The organism is Algibacter lectus (assembly GCF_900112395.1).
GTDB lineage: Bacteria > Bacteroidota > Bacteroidia > Flavobacteriales > Flavobacteriaceae > Algibacter > Algibacter lectus.
In genome coordinates, this window is sequence record NZ_FOLN01000003.1 from 117936 (window position 1) to 137517 (window position 19582).

Consider the following 19582-nt stretch of genomic DNA (forward strand, 5'->3'; position numbering starts at 1 on the left):
TTGAAAACGTTAAGAATATATTAAGAAATAACAGCTTTTAAACGTTTTCCAAAATCGAAGAGTGCTTTTATTTCTTTCATCCCGGCCAAACGTTGTCTGCCAAAAATAAGTAGGGCAGAGCCGTTAGATTCAACGTGATAGTAAGGATTGCTTTCAAAAAAGTGAGTAATATCGTCGTTAAAAAATTGGCTAATTTCATTTACATTTTCACCTAAAAGAAAGAAACGATCAGAGAAATCATCATGGTTTTCAATATCAATATCTTTAATACCAGCAAGAGCAGATACTTTTTCTAAAAAACCTTCTTTATCTAGAGTAAATTCAGGAATATTATGGTTTAGGTTAATGTAAAGCATGGTTTTTCTAATCACTTCTTTAGCGATAAATTCACCTTCAGAAAATTCAATATCAAAGAGTTTCATCTTTTTATCTTCATGAGATAATTTGTTGTAAACATGATTGATGTTTTTGGTGTTAAAAAACTGAAAATTGTTTAAAAACGAAACTTCTTTTTCTTTTTTAGAACTGTAATTATAGTTGTAATCTTTAGCTAAACTTTTCATGCTAGTTTGGCGTCTTGTTAAGCTGTTTTTTATAATTTTTGGAACAGGTAACATACGGCGTAGCGCGAATGGGTGTTTAGAATCTGTATCGTGCATATCTAAACCAACAACATCAAAATGGCCACCACGTTTTTGGAATAACTCTTGGTAATTATTCATGTTTTCCATAACGGTATGGTCTACAAACTCGCAAAGCGAAAAGTCTACAATAATATCTTGATTTTCGGGAACAGCATCGAGTTGTTCTTTAAGTCTGTAGTAATTTAAAAAGCTACAAAAGTGCTTTACACTTACATAAAAGTTGTGTTGCTCATCTGTTTCTTGATACATTAAAACATTAGGTTTTAAAACGTTTCTTAGAAATAAACCAGCACTTTTATTAATGATGATATGAATAATTAATGTGGCAATAACACCCGATATAATTCCAGAAATTAATCCGATTTTTAAGGTGATAATAAGTGTTACAAAAAAGATAACGAGCTGCTCTTTTCCTATGGAAAATATTTTTGTAATTACATTTGGAGAGGCTAATTTATAACCTGTATAAACCAAAATAGCCATTAAAGCAGGCAGCGGAATTCTGGTAAGTTGCGTGCTGAAAAGCACAATAAATAGTACCAAGAAAAAGGCATGGAAAAAATTGGCCGATCTATTTGTTGCGCCATTATTTACATTTACCGAGCTACGTGCAATTACAGTAACAACATTTAATCCGCCTAAAAAACCACTACCAATAGTCGCTAAACCTAAGGCTTTTAAATCGCGATTTACGTTGGAACGTCTTTTTTCTGGATCTAATTTATCTACGGCTTTTATACTTAAAAGCGATTCTATACTTGCAATAAGCGTAAGTGCTAGAACACTTGCCCAAAACGGAAAGTTCCAAATACCACTAAAATTTGGCGTAGGTATATCTGCAATAATATCTTGAAAACTCGGTATACCAGAAATCATGTATTCTTTAGCAATTGGGTTGGGTTCGTGCAAGCCAATTTCAAAGTAATAACTAAACCCAATGGATAAAATAACAATCCACATAGGTGCAGGAATAAGTTGCAAATATTTGTTTCTAATTTTGGAATAAAACAACATAATTGCTAAACTAATTACACCTGCCAAAGCTGCAAAAACAAGTCCTTTACTTTCGTAATGCAAGGCATCGTTAATAGTAAAAGGTATTTCTAATAAATAATCTATGGTGTCTTCACGCTTTATTTTGTGCGCGAACATAATATGAAATTGTTTACCTAAAATAATTAAACCAATGGCAGCCAACATCCCTTGTATGGCCGATGACGGGAAAAAATTGGCTAAAGCACCCATACGTAAAAAACCAAGTCCCATTAAAAGCACACCCGAAAACACAATAGCTATATAAGCATTTTGTAAACCTAAAGTGGTTATGGCTACTAAAATTACGCCTACTAAGCCGTTTCCTGGACCAACTATGGTAACATGACTTCCGCCTAAAATGGAGACTACAATACCGCCAATAACGGCTGAAATTATACCTGCAATTGGTGGAGCATCACTAGCCATGGCTAAACCTAAACCTAATGGTAAGGCTATAAGGCTAACTACAAAACCAGAAAATATGTTTTTGGGTAAGGTTTGAAAAAATGTGGCTATGTTGTTTTTTTTTGAACTCATTGAAGGATTAGTACGTCGGTTGGTAATTCGGTTAAAATATGTTCAATATCGTGCGGAAATAAACGATCCCAAAACGTCATTTTTGTTGGCGCGTTCATCACTAATAAATCGGCACGCATAATTTGAGCATAATGCCCAATGGAATAGCCTTTTTTACCAAATATGGGTTGTAATTTTATGCTTTTTTCAGTGGTGCATTCTACTGGAATATGACTTATTATTTCCTTTATTCTCGAGTTTTCTCTTAATTTTATACGCTCTTTTATTATCGTTGCACGACGTAAAGATTTATCATCGTCCACCTTTACAGTGACTTGTTCTTCATTAATTTCTTCAACAATAGTAACTTTTTTAGCCTTTAATTGGTTGGCAACATAAAAAGCAGCCGTGATAGTGCTTTCGGTTTTTGGATCTTTTAAGCCGTTAACTACAATATGTTGGCAAGGTGCTCTAACAACAGATGGTTTAACTAATAATAAAATAGAACATTTGGCTTGGCGTGTAATTTTCCGAGCAATCGAACCTACATAGTATTTTACAAAACGCTCGCGTTGCACGGCTCCAAGAATAAGTAAATCTATCTTTTTTTCTTCGGAAGTCGATAAAATAACATCTACAGGATCTCCAGTTTTAAAAACAACTTCAAAATTCAATTGGTCTTTTTCAAAACTTTTAAGAATCTCGTTTAAGCCATTGGTTTTTTCTTCGGAAGGTTCTCCAACGTGTATTAAAAATAATTTGGCATCAAAAAATACCGATAGCCTTGCAGCCTCGAATAGATTCGCTTTTAGGTTTGGCGAAAATGCCACACCAATTCCAATACTTTTAAAAGGCTTTAAACTCACGTGTTTTACTATTTTTTGCTCAAAGTTGAAAGATAACATTTTTTAAAAACTTCAAGTAGTCTGTTTTACTTAAATTAGTCTTTTTTTAGAGAATCTTATAAATGATAGAACTAGCAGGCATTATAATTTTAGGCATATTAGCACAATGGGTAGCATGGAAATTTAAAATTCCAGCGATTTTACCGCTAATTTTAATTGGTTTATTAGTTGGCCCTATTGCGGCTGAGTTTTTAAGCGGAGATGGTACAAAATGGATAGAACCGATTTGGAATGGAAGCGAAGGCTTATTTCCTGGAGAAAGTCTATTCTACTTTGTTTCTTTAGCAATTAGTGTTATTCTGTTTGAAGGCGGATTAACCTTAAAAATGAGCGAAATTAAAAATGTAGGACCCGTAATAACTAAGCTTATTACCATAGGTTCTATGGTTACTTTTTTCGGTGCAGCATTAGCTGCTCATTATATTTTTGATTTAAGCTGGCAAATTTCCTGTTTATTTTCTGCTTTAATAATTGTAACAGGCCCAACGGTAATTACGCCTATTTTAAGAAACATACCACTAAGAAAAGATATTTCGGCTGTTTTAAAATGGGAAGGTATTCTAATAGACCCGATTGGGGCTTTAGTAGCCGTATTGGTTTTCGAGTTTATTAGTGTAGATGCTGGTGGTGAGTTTACCAAAACAGCATTAATAGAGTTTGGTAAAATTGTATTGTTTGGTTCTACCTTTGGTTTTGCTTTTGCACATGCCATGAATTTTATATTAAACAGAAAGTTTGTGCCGCATTATTTATTAAACGTGTTTGCATTAGCGGCCGTTTTAGGTGTTTTTGTACTATCTGATAGTTTTGCTCACGAATCGGGCTTACTAGCTGTAGTTGTTATGGGGATGGTTTTAGGAAACTCAAAATCGCCTTATTTAAAAGAATTACTTTACTTTAAAGAATCGCTTAGTGTATTACTTATTTCTATTCTATTTATCCTTTTGGCAGCTAATATAAATGTATCTGACTTAATGTTAATTTACGATTGGAAAACTGTTATACTCTTTTCTGTTATTGTTTTTGTAATTCGACCAATAGGTGTGTTTTTAAGTACCTATGGATCTTTACTAAAATTAAACGAAAAAGTGTTTATCAGTTGGGTTGGCCCACGTGGTATTGTAGCTGCTGGTATTGCATCTTTATTTGGTTTAAAATTAGCTAAAGAAGGTGTGCCAGGAGCAGAATATATTACGCCTTTGGTTTTTATGATTGTTTTAGGAACTGTGCTATTAAACGCAACTACGGCACGTATGTTTGCAAAAATGGTAGGTGTTTTCTTGAAGAAATCTGAAGGAATTTTAATTATTGGAGCGTCTAAAGTATCTAGATTATTAGGGCATTATTTAGAATCTAATGGTAGAAACGTGGTGCTAATTGATAGCAACGAACGGAATATTCAAAAAGCAAAAGAACTAGGTTTAAGTGCGATGAATATGAATATTTACTCGGATAGCTTAATGGATGATATCGAGTTAAACGATATGGGATATTTAATGGCATTAACTGCAAATTCTGATATTAATAAATATGCTATCAATAAGTTTAGCAAGCAATTTGGTGAAAACGGTGCTTTTAGGTTAGTTACTAAAGAAGAAATGCTAGATGAAAATAGTAGTCCAAATGAAGGTTTGTTTAGTAAAACGGATGATTATAACACCTTAAGTGATGTAACTAGAAATCACCCATCGATACAAGAAATTGATTTAGAAAGTAAAGAACACTACGAAGGTTTAATAGAAATCACTAATAAGGACAAAGAGATTATCCCGCTTTTTATAAAAGATAATGAAGGAGAATTGCATATTATTTCTTCTAATAACTTAAATGTAGATACTATAGAAGAAGGTTTTCAGTTGGTGTATTTAGGTAAACCTATTGATGTTGAGAAGGTTTAATAGTATAAAGTAATAGTGAAAATTCTTTCAAATTTAATAGGCTTGGCATAATTATTGGTATTATTTTAATTTAAATTCTTTACTATGAAAATGAAAATTTTACTTGCTTTTTTTATTGGAATTACGGTTTCTAGCTATTCACAAGATGTTAATTATTTATGGGAATATACCTTAATTAATAAATTAAACGAAGATATTACTGTTTATGGTTTTGAACTACCCGTAAATAAATTGCATGGTGGTTTTGCCGCGTTAGATAAGACAGGAAAGCAGACAGGCGTACAGATAAATCCTGATGATTTTGTGTATCTTATATTCAAAAATTCAGAGGGAAAGGTTGTTAGATTAAAATCTTTACCTTTTAAAAATTCTATCGGATCTTATATGTATTCCAATGCTTTTATGCTTACTTATATTGAGAATTTATCTGAAGATATGGAACAAGGAAAGGTTAATTTTTATGTTCATGAGTTTTCAGATATAAGAGCTTATTCATTTGGTGATAATGGAATAGAAATTGGAGGAGAAAGTCGTCAAGGCTATAAGCGTAAGTATTTTAAGTCTTTTTATTTTGAAGATTTATATGGATTACACAAAATAAATAACAAATCTGATTTTAATAAATTCCCTGAATTATTAGGGAAAGAGCTTTACAGAAAAATGAGACGTTCGGATATGGAATATGAAGATTTTTTATTCAATTATTTTACTAATTATAACAATTCTATAGATAGCACATTGGTTTCTGAAAACCTATAAACAGTTTTCTTAGAATATAATACTTGTTTTTAATGTTTATGAAAATTCTTTCAAATTTAGTAAACCTGGTATAATTATTGGTATTATTTTAATTTAAATTCTTTACTATGAAAATGAAAATTTTACTTGCTTTTTTTATTGGAATTACGGTTTCTAGCTATTCACAAGATGTTAATTATTTATGGGAATATACCGTAATTAATAAATTAAACGAAGATATTACTGTTTATGGTTTTGAACTACCCGTAAATAAATTACATGGTGGTTTTGCCGCGTTAGATAAGACAGGAAAGCAGACTGGCGTATCGATAAATCCTGATGATTTTGTGTATCTTATATTCAAAAATTCAGAGGGAAAGGTTGTTAGATTAAAATCTTTACCTTTTAAAAATTCTATCGGATCTTATATGTATTCCAATGCTTTTATGCTTACTTATATTGAGAATTTATCTGAAGATATGGAACAAGGAAAGGTTAATTTTTATGTTCATGAGTTTTCAGATATAAGAGCTTATTCATTTGGTGATAATGGAATAGAAATTGGAGGAGAAAGTCGTCAAGGCTATAAGCGTAAGTATTTTAAGTCTTTTTATTTTGAAGATTTATATGGATTACACAAAATAAATAACAAATCTGATTTTAATAAATTCCCTGAATTATTAGGGAAAGAGCTTTACAGAAAAATGAGACGTTCGGATATGGAATATGAAGATTTTTTATTCAATTATTTTACTAATTATAACAATTCTATAGATAGCACATTGGTTTCTGAAAACCTATAAACAGTTTTCTTAGAATATAATACTTGGTTTTAATGTTTATGTTAAATCTGTTTTTACACGATCTTCCGTAGGGTGTATTAACGCTAGGTATAGTATTATTAAAATACCGAAGAGTACAAAATCTTTATTAAGAAGTAAAATTAGAAAAGCAGCACCTTCTAGTATGGCCCATCTTACTATAGACGCAGTTTGGTATACAGCCATATTTGCTTCTAGTTTTAGTGTTTTATCGGCTGCTTTTAGCTGCGTTTTAAACATGAAATTACTAAATATATAAGCAATTATAGGGATAAGAACATAAATGATGTTAGATTGGCTTAAAGCTGGCATATTAAAGCTTATAGAAGTTACATCACCGATAAAAATATAGGCTATAACTAAACCTGAGCATAAAGCGATATGTATCATTTTTGTTACTTTTAATTTCTCTTCCATAAATAAAGTTGTGTTGCCGTTTGGTTAACGAATTTAGATAATTTTTTTGTTATTTAAAATGTACAGTGCAAATTGGCTTTTAGTTGAGGTATTGACTGTATTTGGCCGATAATGCAAAAGCGATAGTAGTGGTTAGCTTTTGGCGAGGCATGCATCGAGCCAAAACTAGTAGCGGATAGCGCGGTGGCTTGCCATTTGCCCAAAAAAAAGAAAACCTCTTCGTTTTCACAAAGAGGCTTTAGTACTATTGGTATTTTGATATTAACCTTTAATTTGAAGGTTTGTAAATTCTTTACTTATTACAAGGCTATTATTTTCGAATTTTACATCGGCTAAATCGACATATTCGTTGTCTACTTTTATAGATTTTACTTCGAAAGGTAAACCGTATAAATTAACTTTAAAGGTGTTATAAGTGGTTACGTATTGACCTCTTTTATGGATACGGATAATTAATTTATCTTCAGATCCGGCTAAGTTAAATTTCTTTAAACTGTAACGTCCTTTTGTGTAATCGTAACCATCGTCTGCATCTTCATAAAGTTCAGAATCTTCTTTACCATTTTTGTAGTAAACATCTAAACCTAGCTCTTCAATTACCTTTTCGCCAACGTACTGTTGTATAGGGTATTTAGGTATAATGGCACCTGCTTTTACAAAAATTGGCATGCTATCTAAATCGGCATCTACCCACATTTCTTTACCACCAGATACTTGTTCTTTATTCCAGTAATTAAACCACTCACCTCTTGGAATATACATACGTCTTCCTTTAGCATTAGGTTCGTTTATTGGGCAAACTAATATTTGGTTACCAAAGATAAACTCGTCTATTCTATAGTGTGTTTGTACATCGTCTTGGTCGAATAAAACCAAAGATTTCAGCATAGGCACATTGTCTTGCGAGTATTGGTAAAATGCTGTGTATAGGTATGGTAATAATTGATATCTAATTTCGATAAATTTACGAACAACATCGGTAATTTCTGTATCGAAAGCCCATGGCTCTTGCTCTCCGTGATCTCCAGAAGAGTGTGTTCTACAGAACGGGTGGAAAACACCTAATTGAATCCAACGTGCGTAAAGTTCGCCATTTGGTTGTTCTGCAAAGCCACCAATATCCGATCCTGCAAAAGAGAATCCTGATAATGCTAAACGTTGTGCTTGTATGTTTGCTATTTGTAAATGCTCCCAAGTGGCTACATTATCTCCCATCCAGGTTGAGGTATAACGTTGCGTTCCAGAATATGCCGAACGTGTAATTACAAACGGACGTTTTGGATAGTTGTAGCGTTTTAAACCATGGTAAGTGGCTCTGGCCATTTGCATACCGTAAATATTGTGTGCTTTATTGTGGCTACATGGGTTACCATCGTAATCATGACGTACATCTGGCGGAAAGGTTTTTCCCGGTACATCCATTACTGCTGGCTCGTTCATGTCGTTCCAAACACCTTTTACGCCTATATCTTCTATAAGTTCTTTAAATAAACCGGCCCACCATTCTCGAACTTCTGGTCTGGTGAAATCTGGAAAATAACACTCACCTGGCCAAACTTTTCCTTTCATGTAAGGGCCATCGGCACGTTTACAGAAATAATCTTTTTCCAGACCTTCTCTAAACACACTGTATTCGTTATCTATTTTAATACCTGGATCTATAATAACTACGGTTTTAAAACCATCGTCTGCTAGTTCCTTAACCATACGTTTTGGATCTGGAAAATAGTCTTTGCTCCAAGTAAAGCAACGGAAACCTTCCATGTAATCGATATCTAAATAAATAGCATCACAAGGAATTTGAAGTTCTCTAAATTTTGCTGTTATTTCTTTTACGTTAGATTCTGGATAGTAACTCCATTTACATTGGTGGTACCCTAAGGCCCATAATGGTGGTAATTCTGGGGTTCCTGTTAAATCGGTATAGTTCTTTACTACATCTTGCATTTTAGGGCCGTAAATGAAGTAATAATTCATTTCACCACCTTGTGCCCAGAAACTTGTTACGTTTCTACGTTCGCTACAAAAATCGAAGTAAGTTCTAAAAGTATTATCGAAGAAAATTCCGTAAGATTTTCCGTTATGTAAACCTGTATAAAACGGAATAGCTTTATAAATAGGGTCGGTATGTTTACCGAAAGCATAAGAATCGGTTGCCCAGTTTTCAAAACGACGTCCTTTTAAGTTTAAATGTTCTGGCTTATCACCTAATCCATAATAACTTTCTCCGTTTTGAGCAGCTTTACTCATTTTTACAATATCGCCACCAAGCTCGTAACTTTCTTCCCAGTGAAAACCAAGTTCGTCTTCGCAAATAATTTTATTATCGGCAGCATCGTAAAGTGAAATTCTTAAATCCGATTTATGAATATGGCAAATTAATTTTGAAGTAGTAACAACGTATTTTTCTTCGTCGTCTGTAATTTCTAAATGGTTATAACCTCTACTAGCATCTTCGTCTATAGCATAAGAAAAGTCTCTTTCAAATTTACCAACAGTAGTGTAGGTAAAACGAAGTACACTATCGCGTAAAACTGTAAGTTTAAGTATTACATTATTTGAAGTAGAAAAATGTAGTACATCTACATCTTTACTGTATTTTGTTATGTTAGAAGGGAATAGGTTCCCTTTATATTCTAGTTCTGTATTTAATATCATATGGACTAAGTATTAAAATTATTTTTCGAAATTACTAATTTTTAATGCGCAAACAGGCTTCTTTTTACTAAAAATTGAATTGATATTATGTGTAAAACTCAAATTTTTAGGGGTTTATTGAAAAATACTTAAAGAACGGCAAAAGTTCTGTTTTTTGAATTTCAGATTATTATTAATTACTAAATAAGTTGATTTTTTTTTTTAATGCGATGAGTTAGAATATTAGAAAACACCAATTAGTAGTTTTTCAATTTGAAAAGGGATACTAATTGATGTTGAATTTTTTAAGTGTAATAACTTGTTTTATATGAGACCATTAATCTAAATTTTCTATTTAAACTGAAAAATAGTTACAGATAAGGGCGAAAGTGTAACCTCTGCCGAATAATCTTTACCATTCCAAGGGTCTTTTTTAATGGTAATTTGCTTTTTGTTTGAAACGCCACTACCACCAAATGCTTTAGCATCACTGTTAAAAAGCTCTTTTAGTTTACCATTTACAGGAATACCAATTTTATAATTTTCACGAACTGTTGGTGTTAAATTACAAATAACCACCACATCGTCTTTAGATTCATAACCTTTTCTCATGTAAGACATCACACAGTTTTCATGGTCGTCGTAGCTAATCCATTCAAAACCTTCACCTGTAAAGGCTTTTTCATATAAAGCTGGTGTTGTTCTGTATATTTTGTTTAGTTCTTTAAAGTAATTCTGAAAGTTTTTATGTGGTTCGAATTCTAATAAGTTCCAGTTTATACTACCTTGAAAATCCCATTCATCATACTGAGCAATTTCACCACCCATAAAATTTAATTTGGTACCTGGGTGTGTAAACATATAACCGTAAAGTAAACGCAAGTTTGCAAAACGTTGCCACTCGTCTCCAGGCATACGGCCTAAAATAGAGTTTTTACCATATACCACCTCATCGTGAGAAAGTGGTAACATAAAATTTTCTGAGAAGGCATAAGCTAAACTGAAAGTAATATCATTTTGGTGATATTTTCGGTATACAGGATCTTTAGAAAAGTAATCTAAAGTATCGTGCATCCAACCCATCATCCATTTCATTCCAAAACCTAAACCACCCAAAAACACTGGTTTTGATACGCCTGGGAATGCTGTAGATTCTTCGGCAATGGTTTGTACATCTGGGAATGATGCATATATTTCTTGATTTAATTCTTTTAAGAAATCTATAGCAGCTAGATTTTCGCGACCACCATAAATATTTGGTTCCCATTCACCATCTTCACGAGAGTAATCTAAAAATAACATTGATGCTACAGCATCTACACGTAAGCCGTCGGCATGGTATTGATCCATCCAAAAGGCAGCATTACTTATTAAAAACGATTTTACTTCGTTACGTTCATAATTAAAAATTAAACTTTTCCAGTCTTGGTGATAACCTTTTCTTGGGTCTGGATGTTCATATAAATTTGAGCCATCAAAAAAGCCTAAACCGTGCGCATCTTCTGGAAAATGCGATGGTACCCAATCTAGAATTATTCCAATATCATTTTGATGAAGTTTATCTACCAAGTACTTAAATTCTTCAGGATAACCAAATCGAGACGATGGCGCAAAATATCCCGTAAGTTGGTAACCCCACGATGGGTCGTATGGATATTCCATAATAGGCATAAGTTCTACGTGTGTAAAATTCATGTCTTTTACATAGTTTACTAAATCGTCTGCTAGCTCATAGTAAGATAAAAAACGGTCTTCTTCAACCTGTCTTTTCCAAGATCCTAAATGGACTTCGTAAACCGAGTAAGGTGCATCTAAAGCGTTTTTTTCTTTACGCTTTTTCATCCAATCTGTATCTTTCCATTTATAAGAATCGTCCCAAACAATAGAAGCTGTTTTTGGAGGATGCTCGCAACGGCGTGCATATGGATCGGCCTTTTCGGTTTTTATATCGTTATTATTACTTTGTATTTTATATTTGTAGATGTTGCCTTTACCAACAAGCGGAATAAAACCTTCCCAAATACCACTAGAATCCCAACGTACATTTAATTGATGCTCGCCTTCCATCCAGAAGTTAAAATCGCCTACTACAGACACTTGTTTTGCTGTAGGTGCCCAAACGGCAAAATACGTACCTTCAATACCATCTACGGTTACTAAATGCGACCCCATTTTTTCGTAAAGCCTGTAATGTTTTCCTGCTTTAAAAAGGTTTATGTCGAATTCTGTAAATAAGCTATACGGTTTTACTTGTGCCATAAAATTATGTTGTTAATTCCTGTTTAAAGGAAAATTATGTCGTTGTTTTAATATGGGGTTTAAACCCTTAAGTTTTATTTGTTAATCTTGAAAATGTGAAAAGGCATTGTTGGGTGTAATTCCACATAACACCATTCATTATTCCAATTATAACGGCTATCGGTAATTAAATCGTGCATTTCAATATTATGTCCTGGATGTACCGCTAAATCTTGCAACGGCACTTGTATATTACCTTGTTGCGAGTTGTGGGCATCTAAACTGATAATAACTAGAATCTCATTGGTTCTATCATTGTTCCATTTATAGAAGGCTATTAAATTGTCATTCTGTATGTTACAGAATTTAATATTATTGGTTTGTTGTAAGGCTTCGTTATGGTTTCTAATAAAATTGATTTTCGAAATTATAGTAGTTAGCTTGTTTTTAAGCTCCCAGTTGTAATGTGTAATTTGGAATTTTTCAGAATTTAAATATTCTTCTTTTCCCAGTAATGGTTCGGATAGCATATATTCGAAAACAGGCCCATAAATTCCAATACTAGAACTTAAAGTAGCTGCTAGTGCGTAACGCTGAATATGTTTAGATTCGTTAGCGCCTTGTAAATGATATGGATTAATATCTGGCGTGTTTGGCCAAAAATTAGGTTGCATATATTCTTTTAGTTCGCTTTGCGTTAGCTCTTCTACATATTCTGTGATTTCATGTTTGCTCTCACGCCATGTAAAATAGGTGTACGATTGTGTGTAACCTTGTTTAGCAAGCTGTTTCATTACTTTTGGAGCTGTAAAAGCTTCGGCTAAAAAGATAACATCGGGGTGTTTTGCTTTTACTTCAGAAATAATCCAATTCCAGAAATAGAAAGGTTTTGTGTGTGGGTTATCAACTCTAAAAATGTTAATACCACAATCTACCCAATACAACATAGTATCTAAACACTCGTTCCAAAGGGCTTTATAGTCTTCACTTTCCCAATAAATAGGAAGGATGTCTTGATATTTTTTTGGTGGGTTTTCAGCATATTGAACGGTACCATCTGGTCGCCATTTAAACCATTTTGGATGATCTTTTACCCAAGGATGATCTGGTGCGGCTTGTAAGGCGTAATCCATAGCAATTTCAAGATTGTTATCTTTTGCTGTTTGTATAAGCGCTTTGAAATCGTCGATATTCCCTAACTGTGGATGGATGTCTTTATGCCCGCCATATTGCGAACCAACACCCCATGTAGAACCAACATCACCTTCTTTGGCTTCTGTAGTATTGTTTTTTCCTTTACGGTTAACTTCTCCAATTGGGTGGATAGGTGGTAGGTAAACCACATCAAACCCCATGTTTTTTACTCTTGGTAATAAGCGTGCGCAATCGTTAAAAGTGCCGTGAACGCCTTTGTGCTCCGACGCTGAACGCGGAAAAAACTCGTACCATGTGCTAAATCTTGCTTTTTTTCTATCTACGTAAACTTTGTATGTTGAAGAGGTATTGGCAAGTATTTTAATTGGGTTTTGGAAGAAAATATTATAAAGCCTTTCTTTTACTGCTTCGGAAATGGCCTCACCATAATTATTTTCATCTTTAAAAATACGCTGTAAATGTTCTAAATATTGTTTATCATCAGCATTTACTTTATTTAAAAGTGGCTCAATATATTCGGCACCTTCTAATAATTCTGAAACCACATGTTGGCCATCGTTTATTTTACGAATTAAACCGTATCTCCAGTTTAAAGCATAATCTACCCATGCTTCTACTTTATAGTTGTAAAACCCTTGTTTTTGTACACTGAAGGATGCTTTCCACTCATCGTTAGAAGTAAGCACCATTCGAGTTTCTTGCCATGTTTTATCGTTTTCGTGTTTGTAAAGTATGGCAGCTCCTAAAACATCATGACCATCGGCCATAATATGTGCATCTACATTTACAATTTCATTTACTACACGTTTAATATAAAAGTCGCCACCGTTTACAGTTGGTGAAACATAATCAATTACAACTCTTTTTTGATTTTGCATTGTTTGCTTAGTTATGTATGGTAATCAATATTTTTTTAGTCAGATTTCTTCACCAGCTAAAGCTATTTTAATTGGTGAAGAAATTTGATTTTTGGTTGCTATTTTGGTTAAATAACGTATCCTGAAGGAATAGTTGCAGCGTTTTTAACAACAACAATACCATCTTTAATAAAGTACATGTCTGTTTCTTTATCTTCTAAATGCTTTCCGCCGTTAATACGAACATCGTCACCAATACGGCAGTTTTTATCTAGAATACAGTTTTTAATAAAGCAGCGCTCTCCAATTCCGGTAAGGACTTTAATACGGTTGTTTTCTATTTCATCTAAAGTTTCGTAGAAATCACTACCCATCATGTAGGTGTTAATTACGGTAGATTCTTTACCAATTCTAGAACGAATACCAATTACCGATTTTTCAATTTTTGCAGCACCAATAATACAACCTTCAGAAACTACAGCTCTGTCTAAAACAGTGCCTGCTATTTTTGTGGTAGGTAACATTCTAGCATGCGTATAAATACGTTTTTTTTCATCGTATAAATCAAACTGAGGAATATCGTCAGTTAAGCCTAAATTCGCTTCGAAGAATGAGTCTATATTTCCAATATCTGTCCAGTACCCTTCATATTGGTAACTTAAAGTTTTATGATCGTGTATAGATTGCGGAATAATTTCTTTACCAAAATCTATAGTATCAGGGTTTTCCATGAGTTTAATTAGCAAATCTTTATTGAACACGTAAATACCCATTGAAGCTAGGTAGTTACGGCCTTTACCTTTCATTTCCTCACTTACTTCCGAAGTCCATTCTGGTAACAATTCGGCATCGGGTTTTTCTATAAATGATGTAATGACGTTTTCATCATTCGCTTTTAAAATACCAAAAGATGTGGCGTCTTTTGCATTTACAGGAATGGTTGCAATAGATATTTCGGCATTAGAGGCTTCATGAGCTTCAATCATTTTATCATAATCCATTTGATATAATTGATCTCCTGATAATATTAAAGCGTACTCAAAATCGTGACTTAAAAAATGATGCATACTCTGTCTAACCGCATCGGCAGTACCCTGAAACCAAGTTTTACTTTCTGGAGTCTGTTCGGCAGCCAATACATCTACAAAAGCACTACTAAAAAAACTGAAGTGATAGGTGTTTTTAATGTGTTTGTTAAGTGATGCTGAGTTAAATTGAGTTAACACAAAAATACGCTTAATATCTGCGTTAATACAGTTTGAGATTGGTATATCTACAAGTCTGTATTTTCCGGCAATAGGAACTGCTGGTTTAGATCTTTTATCGGTTAATGGGTAAAGTCTGGATCCTTGACCGCCTCCTAAAACAATGGCTAAAACTTTGTTGTTTATCATATTTTTAGTTTTTTAGTGCTTAGTTGTTCGTTATATTATTGATTCGTATAGTGTTTCTACTTGTTTTGCAATGGCTACCCAGTCAAAATAATCTTCAACACGTTTTCTTCCATTTTTTGCCATGGTTTCTCTTAAGTTTTTATCGCTTATAACTTGGTTAACACCATGGGCTAAATCTCTCGAAAATTTATCGGGATCAATAGGTTCAAAAGGTGCTTCGGTTTGTTGTTCTAACGGAATTAAAAGTCCGGTTTCGCCATGTACAACCACTTCTTTAATGCCACCAACAGCACTTGCTACAACGGCTGTGTTACATGCCATAGCTTCAATGTTTATAATGCCAAAAGGTTCGTAAATAGAAGGGCAACAGAATACAGCAGCATGAGAATATAACTGTATAATTTCTTCCTTAGTTACCATTTTATCAATCCAAATTACGTTTTCACGTGTTTTTTTAACTGCGTTTACGGCGTTTTTCATTTCTTCACCAATTTCTGGTGTATCTGGTGCGCCTGCACATAGTACAATTTGAGTATCCGGATCTATATATTTTATGGCGTTTACTAAATGTATAATTCCTTTTTGGCGTGTAATTCTACCAACAAAAAGTACATAAGGTTTCGTTTTATCAACACCATAAGTATCTAGAGTTGCTGTTTCGCTTGTTTCTACGTATTGTTCTAAGTTAATACCATTGTAGATAACGTGTACTTTACTTTCGTCTACATCAAAATGTTTAAGAACATCTTCTTTAGTTTCTTCTGAGACCGCTATTAGGGCATCGGCCATTTCAATAGCTGTTTTTTCTACCCAAGAAGAGGCGTCGTAACCACGACCTAATTGTTCGCGTTTCCAAGGGCGTAAAGGCTCTAAGGAGTGTGTGGTAATCACTAATGGTGTACCGTAACAAAGTTTTGCTATAATACCAGCAAAATGAGCATACCAAGTATGGCAATGTACAACATCGGCATCAATAGGCTCTGTGTTCATTTGTATACCGGTGCTTAGTGTTTTAAATACCGATTTTAATTTATCGTCTGCACCATCAAAAATAGGGTTCTCAAACGGGTAACCTTTTACACTTAAATTATCCGATTTAGAGTCTTGGTCTCCAAAACATCGAACATCAATTTTCATTAATTTGGACAGCTCATCGGCCAAATATTCAACATGTACGCCGGCTCCTCCGTAAACATACGGTGGAAATTCTCTTGTGTAAAAAAGTGCTTTCATTTAGTTGTTTTTGTTTTTTAGAGTCGTTAGAGACATTTATTTCAAAACGGTTTGGAGCAGTTGTATTTTGAATATTTAAATGTATCATGAATAGGAATATCAATATTACCTGTTTACTATCACAATAAAAGTAAAAACAATTTGTCTAATTGTTTCCTTTTTTTCTTACAATTTTTAAAAAATATAAACATCATTTTTATATACTATGTTTTGTTGCTTTTACAACAAAACGATGCCCGAATTTTGAAAAATTGTTAGTAACTATTAATGTGAAAAAATATTAATTAAATGGAAAATATTTTCAGAAAAGCACCCTGTTGTTAAGTGTTTTTGCAAGTTTAATTATTAATAATATTTCCTATGTTATAAACATACAAAATTATTGTTAACAAATTTGATCGAATTTTATTTTTGAAGAAAAATAGGTGTTATCGAGTTTAATCGAATTATTCAATAATTAATTTTACTTAAACCCTAAAAGGCTTGAAGAATAGTTATTGTTTTTCTTTAGTGTTTAAAGAAAAAAAGGAGAGCCATATATTAGATGATGAAATTTATATAATTAAGGGGTTTTGTGATGATAAATAGTTGGGAGCTATACTTTGAATGCCAAAAATAATTCAACTTTAAATAATACCAATTCAACCTTTTTTTATCCCATTTGATATTATTCTGTTTTTTAACCTAGCTGTTTTTACTCAAATTTGGTATATCAAAAAATCGAACAGTTATGAACACAATCATTAAAACACTCATCATTTTTTTTATAAGTATTATTTCGGCGTATGCTCAAAACAATATTTCTGGTTATATCTTAGATGAAAGTAACAAGCCCTTAGAGTTTGCTAATGTTATACTACATAGTGCAACTTCAAAAGAAATTGTTACTGGTGTTATTTCTTCCGAATCAGGGTTTTATAAAATTGAAAATGTTGAAAACGGAAATTACTATCTCGAAATTTCGGTATTAGGGTTTAAGTTGAAAAGGTGCGATGCTTTTCTGATAGAGAATAATTCGAAAACTTTCGATTTTAACTTAGCAGAAGATGTTTTAGATGAAATTGTAATTACCCATAAACGCCCTGTAATTAGGCAAACGGCCGAGAAATTGATTATAGATTTGGAACAATCAGAAATGATAAATTCTAATTTACAAGATATTATGCGTGGCGTGCCAGGAATTATTGTTACCAATAATGGTATTAGTTATGCTGGGCAAAGTAATATTAGAATTTTGATAAACGGAAAAACTACCGATTATATGGACATGGATACACTGTTGCGTGATATGCCTGCCGATAATATAGCTAAAGTAGAATTGGTAGAGCAACCAGGAGCGGAGTTTGATGCCACAGGGTCTGGGCCAATTATTAATATTATTTTAAAGAAAAACGTAAAATTAGGTACACATGGTAGTGTGTCTACTTGGGTTGGTGAAGATGAAGGCTTTGAGCATGGTACAAGTGCAGCTATTGCTAGTTATAAAAACAAGTTAAATTGGCAAGCTAGTACAGGCTATTCGAGCCCAACATGGCGTGAAGATTTGTTTATTAATAGAAGCATTGGAGAAGAAAACTATAACCAAGCAACTATTGAACCTTATAATCCAAAAACGTTTAGAATTAGTGGTAGTATTGATTATTATATCAACGATAAACATTCTATTGGTTTTGGAGTTAAAAACAGTAACACAAATTCTGATAGAGTTGCAAACAGTGCAAATATTATAACCACAGCTAGCACTACAGATTTTTTGTATTCTGAAAATAGCTTTAATCGTGACCAAAAAGTATTTAATATCAATCCGTATTATGAGTTTAAAACAGAAGGGCATAAACTTACCGCCGATTTTAATTATGTAGATTATAAAAATGATAATAGAAACACATTGGCATCTGTAGACGGTAGTACTATTGCTTACACAAACCAAAGGTATTTACAAGACGGAAATTACCAAATTAAAACCTTTAGGAGTGATTATGTTCGTACGCTTTCTGAAGATTTTAAACTAAGTGTTGGTGCAAAATATTCTCAGGTAAATACAGATAGCGATTTGCAATCTTTTAGTGAAAATGAAGATGGTGATTTTGAGTTTAATAACACGGCAAGCAATATTTTTTTGGTAGATGAAAACATTTTTGCACTCTATTCTAAAATTAACATCACAGAGGGTAAATGGTCTTTTTCTGGTGGGTTACGCTTTGAGGATAGCAATACAAAAGGGACTTCTAGCAGTGATAATGAAACACGAGAACGGAAAATTTCTAAGCTTTTCCCAAGTGCAGCATTAAGCAGAAAAATAAATAAAAATTTAGCAGCAAGTCTAGCTTATAGCTACCGTATTAGCAGGCCTAGTTATAATACTTTAAATTCGTTTGTTACGTATTACGATCCATTATCTTCAGATGTTGGTAACGAAAATTTAAAACCATCATTCACCAATAAATATCAATTTAATTTAACCTTCGATGGGCAGCCATTTTTTGCAATAGCTTACAGCGAAACTAAAGACGATATGTTTCAGTTTGTTTCTCAAGATAATGAAACTGCACAAATAGAGCGTACAACTATTAATTTAAGCGATAGTAAAAACTGGAATTTTAGACTATTTGGTCCTTTAAGTTTTATAAATAACGTAGAAGGATATACGGGAATAATTGTGAGTCAGAATAAATTTGGATCTGCCACTAATAATTTAAATTTAGAAAAATGGAGCTTAATTTGGTTTACTCAAGCTAGTTACGAGCTACCATGGAAAATTAATGCAGAAGTTAGTGGAAACTACGGAACAGGGGCTTTAGAAGGAGGTCTTGATACCGATTGGTTTGCCGACTTAAATTTTTCTTTGGGTAAAAAGTTTTTAGACGATAAACTAAAAGTAAATTTAGCGCTTAGTAAAATTTTAAATAGAGGTTTTGTTGGGGTTATAGATTATAATGGTTTGTATGCTGAAGTAGAGAGTAACCAGTCGAGGCAGAATATTCAATTAAGATTATCGTATAGTTTTGGGTCTAAATTTGGAAAAAAGACAAGTAGAAGAAACGCTTCTGAAGATGAAGAAAATAGAATTAATGATAATAATTAATATGTTTGT

12 protein-coding genes are annotated in these 19582 nt (G+C 33.0%); 4 read left to right on the plus strand and 8 right to left on the minus strand.

The features are described 5' to 3' along the window. Positions 1–20 precede the first annotated feature (20 nt). Together BM246_RS06345 and BM246_RS06350 are read right to left on the minus strand one after the other, a co-directional pair. Positions 21–2216: a SulP family inorganic anion transporter gene (locus BM246_RS06345; protein WP_074936588.1), complete on the minus strand. Its 2196-nt coding sequence runs from the start codon at positions 2214–2216 to the stop codon at positions 21–23. Next, on the minus strand, positions 2213–3100 hold the full coding sequence (locus BM246_RS06350; RefSeq protein ID WP_231961828.1) for a universal stress protein: 888 nt from the start codon (positions 3098–3100) through the stop codon (positions 2213–2215). Before BM246_RS06350 ends, BM246_RS06345 begins: the two co-directional genes overlap by 4 nt. 62 nt (positions 3101–3162) lie before the next feature. On the opposite strand from BM246_RS06350, the gene BM246_RS06355 reads away from it, so the two are divergent. The 3 genes from BM246_RS06355 to BM246_RS06365 all read left to right on the plus strand — a co-directional run bounded on the left by BM246_RS06355 (position 3163) and on the right by BM246_RS06365 (position 6539). Further along, on the plus strand, positions 3163–4998 hold the full coding sequence (locus tag BM246_RS06355) for a cation:proton antiporter (RefSeq protein ID WP_074936590.1): 1836 nt from the start codon (positions 3163–3165) through the stop codon (positions 4996–4998). A 90-nt stretch (positions 4999–5088) separates the two neighbouring features. Then, positions 5089–5757, plus strand: coding sequence for a hypothetical protein (locus BM246_RS06360; protein WP_074936592.1), 669 nt, complete (start codon positions 5089–5091; stop codon positions 5755–5757). A 113-nt stretch (positions 5758–5870) separates the two neighbouring features. Further along, complete coding sequence (locus BM246_RS06365) at positions 5871–6539, plus strand: hypothetical protein (protein ID WP_074936594.1); 669 nt, start codon at positions 5871–5873, stop codon at positions 6537–6539. Between the two features lie 36 nt (positions 6540–6575). Here BM246_RS06365 and BM246_RS06370 read toward each other — a convergent pair whose 3' ends face one another. From BM246_RS06370 to glgA, 6 genes are all read right to left on the minus strand, one after another. Next, on the minus strand, positions 6576–6974 hold the full coding sequence (locus BM246_RS06370) for an MFS transporter (RefSeq protein WP_074936597.1): 399 nt from the start codon (positions 6972–6974) through the stop codon (positions 6576–6578). 261 nt (positions 6975–7235) lie between these two features. Then, positions 7236–9632: a glycoside hydrolase family 31 protein gene (locus BM246_RS06375; RefSeq protein WP_074936599.1), complete on the minus strand. Its 2397-nt coding sequence runs from the start codon at positions 9630–9632 to the stop codon at positions 7236–7238. Positions 9633–9962: 330 nt separating this feature from the next. Further along, entirely contained in the window at positions 9963–11870 is a 1908-nt protein-coding gene (glgB, locus tag BM246_RS06380) for a 1,4-alpha-glucan branching protein GlgB (RefSeq protein WP_074936602.1), read from the minus strand. Between the two features lie 74 nt (positions 11871–11944). Beyond that, the gene (locus tag BM246_RS06385; protein WP_074936605.1) at positions 11945–13882 is read right to left on the minus strand and encodes an alpha-1,4-glucan--maltose-1-phosphate maltosyltransferase; all 1938 of its coding nucleotides are present in this window, start codon (positions 13880–13882) and stop codon (positions 11945–11947) included. 107 nt (positions 13883–13989) lie between these two features. Further along, positions 13990–15255 carry a glucose-1-phosphate adenylyltransferase gene (locus tag BM246_RS06390; RefSeq protein WP_042502284.1) on the minus strand — a complete coding sequence of 422 codons (1266 nt, stop codon included), beginning with the start codon at positions 15253–15255 and terminating at the stop codon, positions 13990–13992. Between the two features lie 30 nt (positions 15256–15285). Beyond that, on the minus strand, positions 15286–16488 hold the full coding sequence (gene glgA, locus BM246_RS06395; protein ID WP_074936608.1) for a glycogen synthase: 1203 nt from the start codon (positions 16486–16488) through the stop codon (positions 15286–15288). Positions 16489–17218: 730 nt separating this feature from the next. Here glgA and BM246_RS06400 point away from each other — a divergent pair. After that, positions 17219–19573 carry an outer membrane beta-barrel family protein gene (locus BM246_RS06400; protein WP_074936610.1) on the plus strand — a complete coding sequence of 785 codons (2355 nt, stop codon included), beginning with the start codon at positions 17219–17221 and terminating at the stop codon, positions 19571–19573. Positions 19574–19582 lie beyond the last annotated feature (9 nt).